8 protein-coding genes are annotated in these 8,236 nt (G+C 61.1%); 7 read left to right on the top strand and 1 reads right to left on the bottom strand.

Annotated elements, in window-relative coordinates; genetic code table 11:
• From ENZ74_RS13680 to ENZ74_RS13655, 6 genes are all read left to right on the top strand, one after another.
• The coding region (locus ENZ74_RS13680; RefSeq protein ID WP_127312811.1) for a DUF1698 domain-containing protein at positions 1-588 on the top strand (588 nt) is incomplete at its 5' end.
• Complete coding sequence (locus tag ENZ74_RS13675) at positions 581-1,513, top strand: hypothetical protein (RefSeq protein ID WP_063170148.1); 933 nt, start codon at positions 581-583, stop codon at positions 1,511-1,513. The genes ENZ74_RS13680 and ENZ74_RS13675, both read left to right, overlap by 8 nt.
• A 7-nt stretch (positions 1,514-1,520) precedes the next feature.
• Positions 1,521-2,669 carry a glycosyltransferase gene (locus ENZ74_RS13670; protein ID WP_082826655.1) on the top strand — a complete coding sequence of 383 codons (1,149 nt, stop codon included), beginning with the start codon at positions 1,521-1,523 and terminating at the stop codon, positions 2,667-2,669.
• Entirely contained in the window at positions 2,666-3,652 is a 987-nt protein-coding gene (locus ENZ74_RS13665; protein ID WP_063170147.1) for a GNAT family N-acetyltransferase, read from the top strand. The genes ENZ74_RS13670 and ENZ74_RS13665 overlap by 4 nt, the downstream gene beginning before the upstream one ends.
• Positions 3,653-3,655: 3 nt before the next feature.
• Complete coding sequence (locus ENZ74_RS13660; RefSeq protein WP_063170146.1) at positions 3,656-4,570, top strand: class I SAM-dependent methyltransferase; 915 nt, start codon at positions 3,656-3,658, stop codon at positions 4,568-4,570.
• Between the two features lie 305 nt (positions 4,571-4,875).
• On the top strand, positions 4,876-5,052 hold the full coding sequence (locus ENZ74_RS13655; protein WP_081714227.1) for a hypothetical protein: 177 nt from the start codon (positions 4,876-4,878) through the stop codon (positions 5,050-5,052).
• Here ENZ74_RS13655 and ENZ74_RS13650 read toward each other — a convergent pair whose 3' ends face one another.
• On the bottom strand, positions 5,053-5,616 hold the full coding sequence (locus ENZ74_RS13650; protein WP_013533212.1) for a sigma-70 family RNA polymerase sigma factor: 564 nt from the start codon (positions 5,614-5,616) through the stop codon (positions 5,053-5,055).
• Between the two features lie 290 nt (positions 5,617-5,906).
• Between ENZ74_RS13650 and ENZ74_RS13645 the strand changes: the two genes are divergently transcribed.
• Positions 5,907-8,018 (top strand): catalase, encoded by a 2,112-nt coding sequence (locus tag ENZ74_RS13645; RefSeq protein ID WP_063170145.1) that lies wholly within the window; start codon positions 5,907-5,909, stop codon positions 8,016-8,018.
• Positions 8,019-8,236: the final 218 nt, after the last annotated feature.

Raw genomic sequence — 8,236 nt, 5'->3', positions numbered from 1 at the left:
GTGTTGGATATCGGCTGCAATGCCGGCTTCTATTCCATCGAGATGAAACGGCGAGGTGCTGCCCGTGTCCTCGGCATTGATTTCGATGAGGCTTATCTGGCGCAGGCCCGCTTTGCCGCCGAGATCGCCAATTGCGAGATCGAATTCCAGAAACTGTCGGTCTACGACGTCGGCGCCCTGCGCGAAACATTCGATATCGTGCTGTTCATGGGGGTGCTTTATCACTTGCGCCACCCGTTGCTTGCGCTCGACCTTATCCGTGAGCATGTCGCCGGTGATCTGATGATCTTCCAGTCCATGCAGCGCGGCAGCACCGATCTTCCCGAGATGGAAGAGAACTATCATTTCTGGACGCATGACCTGTTCGACCGGCCGGAATTTCCCAAGCTCCATTTCATCGAGCACCGCTATGCCGACGACCCGACCAACTGGTGGATACCCAATCGAGCCTGCACCGAAGCGATGCTGCGCAGCGCCGGTTTCGAGATCGTTCTGCACCCTGAGCAGGAGGTCTATTTCTGCCGGGCCGCAGGCGACCCGGCCAGTGGCGGTCCCGTCTACCCCTCGAAAGGACAGCGCCATGATTGAAGCCGCGATGATCTGGAACGAGCCCAACAACAAATCGCATTGGGATCCCGAGCTCGACCCCGACTGGAGCCGCTTCGCCAGGATGGCAATCCTGGCGGCGGACGCAATCGCATCTGAAAACCCGGCTTTGACCAAAGTGCTCGGTGGCATCTCGCCGATAGACCCGGGATTCATCACCCGCATGAAGGAATTCGGCGTGCTGGATCATGTCGACGCCGTCGCCGTGCACGGCTTTCCGCTCGACTGGAACCTGTGGCAAATCCAGGAATGGCCGCAGAAGATCGGCGAGATCGCGACCGTCACCGACCTTCCCATCTGGGTCAGCGAAGTCGGCGTATCGACCTTCGGCGCCGAGGAAATCCAGGTCTGGGGGCTCAAGCGAACAGCTGAATTGCTGCTCGGCAATGCACCACGCGTCCAGTGGTACAGCCTCTACGATCTTCCGCGTGAATGGGAAGCAACGACGCGTCACCGCGAAGCCGAAGGCTCCTCTTATTACCGTCATTTCCATATGGGGCTGCTGCGCCAGGACGGCACGCCAAAGCCCGCGCTGGAGGAATTCCTGCGCTATACACCCGCAATGGGACTGGTGCAGTGGTTTCATTTCGAAGATCCGCGGCTGGACGACGCTGTCGCCTGGCTGAAGCGGCTGGGTGTCACCAATATGCGTACCGGGCTTTCCTGGGCGGACAGTTTTCGGCCGAATGCGCTGGACTGGTTCGACCGGCAGATGGAAGCACTCGCCGATTTCGACGTGACGGTCACCTTCTGCTTCACACCTCAGCATCGCGGAATGATGCCCCACCACACCAGCCCGCCACTGGTGCCGGAGGAGTTCGCGGAATTCTGCTCAACCATGATCCGCCGCTATGCGCCTGGCATGACATCCGCCTCGCTCCCCACGCGGCGGGCCTCGGCCGCGTGAAATCGTCATGCTGCCCATGCATCAGATGCCGGACTTCGCAACACCACTGACAGGTGGGGATGCGGCGCAGGGCACCGGGACGCAACCGGCCGCGACACTCACCGTCCTCAATGTCGCCTACCCTCTCGCGCCCGTCGGACCCGACGCTGTCGGCGGTGCCGAACAGGTTCTGTCGATGCTCGATCGGGCGTTGGTTCACGCCGGCCATCGATCTATCGTCATTGCTTGCCGTGGCTCCAGCACGAGCGGCACGCTTGTGGAAATACCGGCCGAAAACGGCATGCTCGACGAGGCGGCGAAGCGCCGCGCGCAAGAGGCCCATCGCAAAGCGATCGCCGCTGCCCGCGCCCGATGGCCCATCGATGTGGTTCATCTGCACGGCATCGATTTCGACGCTTATCTGCCCGACGATGGTCCGACCTTGGTGACCCTCCACCTGCCGTTGGATTGGTATCCGGCCGCGGCATTGCGCCCGACGCGTGGCGACCTCTGGCTTCATGCGGTCTCACCCAGCCAGCAGAAAACCGCGCCATCAGGCGCCAGGCTGACGGCACCGATTCCGAACGGCGTCGACATCCAAGCACTGAACCTGCCGCAGCCGAAGCGCGACTTTGCCCTGGTTCTGAGCCGGGTTTGCCCGGAGAAGGGCATTCACCTGGCGCTCGATGCAGCCAAACTAGCAGGCGTTCCGCTGGTCGTCGGCGGTAAGGTCTATCCCTACGAAACGCATACGCGGTACTTTCGCGACGAGGTCCAATCTCGCCTCGATGGCCGCCGCCGCTTCCTTGGCCCGCTCGGCTTCACCGCCAAGCGACGCTTTCTCAACGCAGCGCGCTGTCTGGTCATTCCGAGCCTCGCAGCCGAGACCAGCTCGCTTGTGGCCATGGAGGCCCTCGCCTGCGGGACCCCGGTAGTCGCCTTTCCAAATGGTGCGCTTCCCGACGTCATAGAGCACGGCAGGACGGGCTTTCTCGTCGACACGGTCGACGAGATGGCCCAAGCCATTCTTGCGGCGCCCAGCTTGGATGCCGAGACATGCAGGGCGGAGGCGCGACGGCGATTTTCGCTGGAACGGATGATCTCGTCTTACATGGATGCCTATCAGGCGCTGGCACAGCTTGGCACTGGTCGCCGGCGCTTGGCTGCGACGCCGTGAGCAAAGCGGTGCTGCGCTGCGAAATCATCGGTGACCCCGCGCAGTTCGACGCCTTGACGCCGCACTGGTGGAAACTGTGGCAGCAGAGTCCCTCGGCGACGCCGTTTCAATCTCCCGCCTGGCTGGTGCCATGGTGGCACGCATTCGCACCCGGTGAACTGGCGACAGTCGCGGTCTGGCGCGGCGGCGATCTGGTCGGGCTGGCGCCGCTCTATCTCGAGCACGGGACGGCCGGTTCGAAGCTGCTTCCGGTCGGCATTTCGCTCAGCGACTATCTGGACATCCTGGCTGTCCCTGGGATCGAAGCCGAGGTTGTCGGCATTATCAGCGAGTCGATCTTCTCGATCGGGTGGGCGCAATGGATCTTGTCGGACTTGCCGCAGGACAGCGTCGCCCTTGCGATGAAGCATCCCGAGATGGATCGGCCGACCGCCCATGCCGCCTGCCCCGTGCTCGCCATCGCCGGCGACGAAACGCTGGCAGGCTGCGTCCCCGCAAGACGCAGACGCCAGTTGCGTCGGGCGCGCCAGGCGGCATCAAGATGCGGCCGGATTGCGCTGTCATCGGCAAACGGCAGTCCGCAAACCTTCCTCGATCAATTGATCCGCCTGCACAATGTGCGATGGGCCGAACACGGAGGGGGTGTGTTGGCCAACCCCGCCGTCGAGCAATTCCATCGGCTCTCGCTTCCCTTGCTCGATGCTCATGGTCTGGTGCGATGCTGGCTGCTCGCGATCGATGACAGGACCATCGGTGCCTATTACGGATTTCACCACCGCGGCCGTGCCTACGCTTATCTGGGTGGGTTCGACCCTGCTTATGCCGAGGAGAGCCCGGGCGCGATCCTGATTGGCCACGCAATCGTGGAGTCGATCCGTGAAGATGCGCGCGAGTTCGATTTCCTGCGCGGCCAGGAGGCCTACAAATATGGCTGGGGCGCCGCCGACAGGTGGACGATGCGCAGGGTCTGGACGCGGAGTTGACCCATGAGTGTAACCGCACCGAAAGGCGCCCAGCGCCGGACATCGGTCAGGCTGGCGGTTGAAGACTGCATGGCCGACGGTATTTGCGCCGAAGGTGTTCTCGTCAGGCTGGCGCTCCACCTGCCGCCCACAATTGGGGCAGCGGAATTGGCGGAGGTCGTGCTGAAAGTCCGTCCGGCGGATACCGGCGACGCGGCAAGATTGCGGAAGGTCGCCGGACTGCTGCGCTGCAAACCAGACGTCTTTGCCATGTTGCGAGCGACGGGCGGCGCCGTTCGCCATGAGCGCAATGAGGACGAGACGAATGCCGCTGTCGTCATGCGGCTGGCGTCCAGCTTCGATGCCGCGGCAGCGATTTCGGGAGCCGCGAGTGTCCAACTGGCATCCCTCGGCGATGTGGAAAGGCTCACAGCCACGACCAACGAAATCGTCGCATGGCTGGAAGCCCGAGAATTCACCGGAAGGGAACGGAGCATTCTCGACATCGGTTGCGGCATCGGCCGTTTCGAGCGTGCGCTGTGCAGATCCTTCAAGCGGATGGTCGGTATCGATATATCGTCGCGAATGATCTCCATCGCCTCAGAGCAATGCGCCGCACTCGGCAATGTCGAGTTACGACAAACCTCCGGTCTCGATCTGGCCGATTTCGACGATGCCAGTTTCGATTGCGTGCTGGCGGTCGACAGCTTTCCCTATCTGGTTCTGGCCGGCATGGCAGAGCGGCATTTCGAAGAAATTGCGCGCGTTCTGAAACGGCCGGGCTGGCTCGCCTTGCTGAACTATTCCTATCGCGGATCGCTTTTCTCAGACCGCGACGATATCGGCCGTCTGGCGCAAGCTCATCAATTGCGGGTCCTCATCGACGGTGAGAAGCCGTTTCGATCATGGGATGGCAACGCTTTTTTGCTCGCTCGGTGAGACGGAACATTACAGCACGATGCCAGTTCGGATGTCGAGCAAAGGGCACCAACGAGTGTCCTCGATTCGAAGGAGGAGCGCGGGCTGGACGGCAATCGGATCAAGTCCGAAGGATTACGCCGCTAATCGATTGCCGAAGGACTGAACGCCACCGCGCGGGCCTGTGGTCCGCGGGGCGACCAAGGAGCAAGGAAATAAACCTGTGCAAGGGTCCGCCGGTCAGCTTCTCGGCGGTGGACACAGGCTTGTAATGCCGGGCGCTTATCACCACACTACGATCAAGGGACCGCTATCAAGAGAATGTGATGTCTCGTTCGAGCGACGATACCGCGGATCCGCATGTCGAGATGGCGGTGGATCGGGAGATTGCCTCCCTGCTGGCAGCCATAGAGCAGGAAAAGATTCCGGACCGCCTCACCAAGCTGGCGATCGAATTGCAGAACGCGCTCGTCGAGAAGCGTCGGCGCGACGTGAACAACTGACTATCTGCGGCTGTCGACCTCGACGTCGAGCTGACCGTCCGACAGCTGGTTTCTCCTCTCCATCAATGTCTCCAGCGAACTCTCCCCTAGGAGTTCAAGGATGTTGGCGCGCGCACGGTTCAGGCGGCTTTTGACCGTCCCGACCGCGCAACCGCATATGTCGGCGGTTTCCTCGTAGCTCACTCCCAAAACGCCGATCAGCATCAGCACCTCGCGTTGGTGTTCAGGCAGTCTTTGAATGGCGCCGTGAACTTCCCTGCTCTGAACGGTCCATTCCTGGGTGGCTTCCGAAATTGGTCTCGAAGAGGCGCAGTCGAGCAGGCCTGGCGCCTCCCGGGCAGCGATCTTGACCCGGGTATAATAGGTGTTGCGCATGATGGTGAAGAGCCACGACTTCATTCGCGTACCGGGTTCGAACTTGTCGATGTTGGCGAGACCCTTGGTCAGTGTCTCCTGCACGAGATCGTCAGCATCGTCGGGGACGCGGCAGAAGGTGCGGGCGAATGCCCGCAGGGCGGGTATCAGGTCAACGATGGAAACTTCATTGGTTTCCTGGTCGGCCAAAAGGCAGCCTCCGGATGACAATGGTCCAGCTCCCAGCAGAAAGAGTGTGTGAACGCAGCCTCAGCTAAATGCATGGAAGTTTGGTTCGTTCCTCTTGCTGGAGACAACTCTTCATAATTCTTCGCGGGCGGAGATATCTGTCATGCGATCGGCGCATACCATCACCGCAGCAGCGACGCCTCCTTCGACAGTGGTATCTACAGCGTCCGCTTTTTTACGGGAACAAAGCCGTTCACCGGCAGTTTGATGGCTTGCCACTTTAACCTTCCAGTATCGATCGAGGACCTGTCATGGCCAAATCCGCTCGCCCCTCCGCTCGCCAATCGGCAAGTGGACTGGATCAGAATAGCGCGCGCGGAAATGGCGGCGAGTTGCACCAGGTCGCGGGAGACGACACGCCTGTCCTTACCACGGCGCTCGGAACGCCTGTCTCCGACGACCAAAACACATTGCGGATCGGTGAACGCGGACCATCGCTGATCGAAGACTTTCACTTTCGCGAGAAGATTTTCCACTTCGACCACGAACGCATCCCGGAACGGGTCGTCCATGCCCGCGGCTATGGCGCGCATGGTTATTTCGAGACCTACGACTCACTGGCCAAATACACACGTGCCGACATTTTCCAGCGAGCTGGTGAAAAGACGCCGGCATTCGTTCGTTTCTCGACGGTTGCCGGCAACAAGGGCTCGTTCGATCTCGCCCGCGACGTGCGCGGCTTTGCGGTCAAGCTCTACACCAAGGAAGGCAATTGGGATTTGGTCGGCAACAACATTCCGGTCTTCTTCATCCAGGACGCCATCAAGTTTCCCGATCTGATCCACGCCGCCAAACAGGAGCCCGACCGTGCTTTTCCGCAGGCACAGACGGCGCACGACAATTTCTGGGACTTCATCAGCCTGATGCCGGAATCGATGCACATGGTGATGTGGATCATGTCGGATCGCGCCATCCCGCGTTCCTTCCGCTTCATGCAAGGCTTCGGTGTGCATACGTTCCGCCTCGTCAACGCCAAGGACGAATCCACCTTCGTCAAGTTCATCTGGAAACCCAAGCTCGGCATGCAATCGGTGGTCTGGAACGAGGCGGTCAAGATCAACGGCGCCGATCCCGACTTCCATCGCCGCGATCTGTGGGAGGCCATACAGGCCGGCAATTTCCCGGAATGGGAGTTGACGGTGCAACTGTTCGATCAGGCGTTTGCCGACAGTTTTGACTTCGATATCCTGGACGCAACGAAGATCATTCCCGAAGAGGTTCTCGAACCAATTCCGGTCGGTCGGCTGGTGCTCGACCGGATGCCGGATAATTTCTTCGCCGAGACCGAGCAGGTTGCATTCATGACGCAGAATGTGCCGCCCGGAATCGATTTCTCCAACGATCCGCTTCTGCAGGGCCGCAACTTCTCCTATCTCGATACCCAATTGAAGCGGCTGGGCAGTCCGAACTTTACCCATCTGCCGGTCAATGCGCCGAAGTGCCCGTTCGCCCATTTTCAACAGGACGGGCACATGGCCATGCGCAATCCGGCCGGTCGCGCCAACTATGAACCTAACTCATGGGGACTGGGACCGCGCGAGGATCCGCAGCGTGGCTTCCGTTCTTTCTCCGATGCCGAACAAGGGCAGAAAGTACGTCTGCGCGCGGAGAGCTTCGCCGATCACTACAGCCAGGCCCGGCAATTCTTCAACAGCCAGACACCACCGGAGCAGCGTCACATCGCGATGGCGCTGACGTTTGAACTGAGCAAGGTCCAGGCACCGGCGATCCGCGAACGCATGGTTTCGCATTTGTTGAACATCGATGAAACGCTGGCGACCACGGTCGCCGACAAGCTCGGCATCCGTGACATGCCCGAACCTGCCGAAGCCGCCGTTCCACCGCGCGATGACTTGCCGCCGTCGCCGGCGCTCAGCATCATCCAAAACGGGCCCGACAGTTTCGAAGGCCGCAAAGTCGGTGTCATGCTCAGCGATGGAGCCGATGTCGCGCTGTTCGAGGAACTTCGTTCCGCCATCGAAGCGGAAGGCGCGGTGATGGAGGTGGTTGCGCCCAAGGTGGGCGGCGTCGAAGCCGCCGACGGCACCCACATCGAGGCAAGGCACATGATCGACGGCGGTCCATCCGTTTTGTTCGACGCGGTGGTGCTGCTCCTCTCCGAGGCGGGCGCCGAGCTACTGGTCACGGAGGCCGCTGCGAAGGATTTCGTGTCTGATGCGTTTGCGCATTGCAAGTTCATCGGCTTCACCTCCGGGGCCGAGCCGCTCCTGATCAAAGCAGGCGTCGCTCCCGATGCCGATGAGGGGCTGAGGCGGCTGGATTCGGCAGCTTCGGTAGCTGCGTTTGTGCAGTCATGCCGCAAACTGCGGCTCTGGGCGCGGGAGGCGGCTGTCAAACTTTGATGCGATGGCGTCAGCTGTTTCCGTTGGCGCGTCCGCACTCTTTGGTTTGCCGCCAACCCAGCCGGCACCGCGGTCTACGAGCGATCTTCCTTGCTGGACGCTTGTCGCCGCTGCTTCTCCAGAACCTCGTCGGTCCCAACCAGCTTCTTTGCTCCGCCTGAAATGGTCGTGGACACCACCGAAGGCGGATCGCTCGCGGGAAAGGAATCCTCCAACCC

Origin of the sequence: Mesorhizobium sp. M7A.F.Ca.CA.002.15.2.1, assembly GCF_003998715.1 — a bacterium.
GTDB lineage: Bacteria > Pseudomonadota > Alphaproteobacteria > Rhizobiales > Rhizobiaceae > Mesorhizobium > Mesorhizobium ciceri.
The sequence above is the reverse complement of the archived record's forward strand: the minus strand, read 5'-3'. Positions and strand labels throughout refer to the sequence as shown.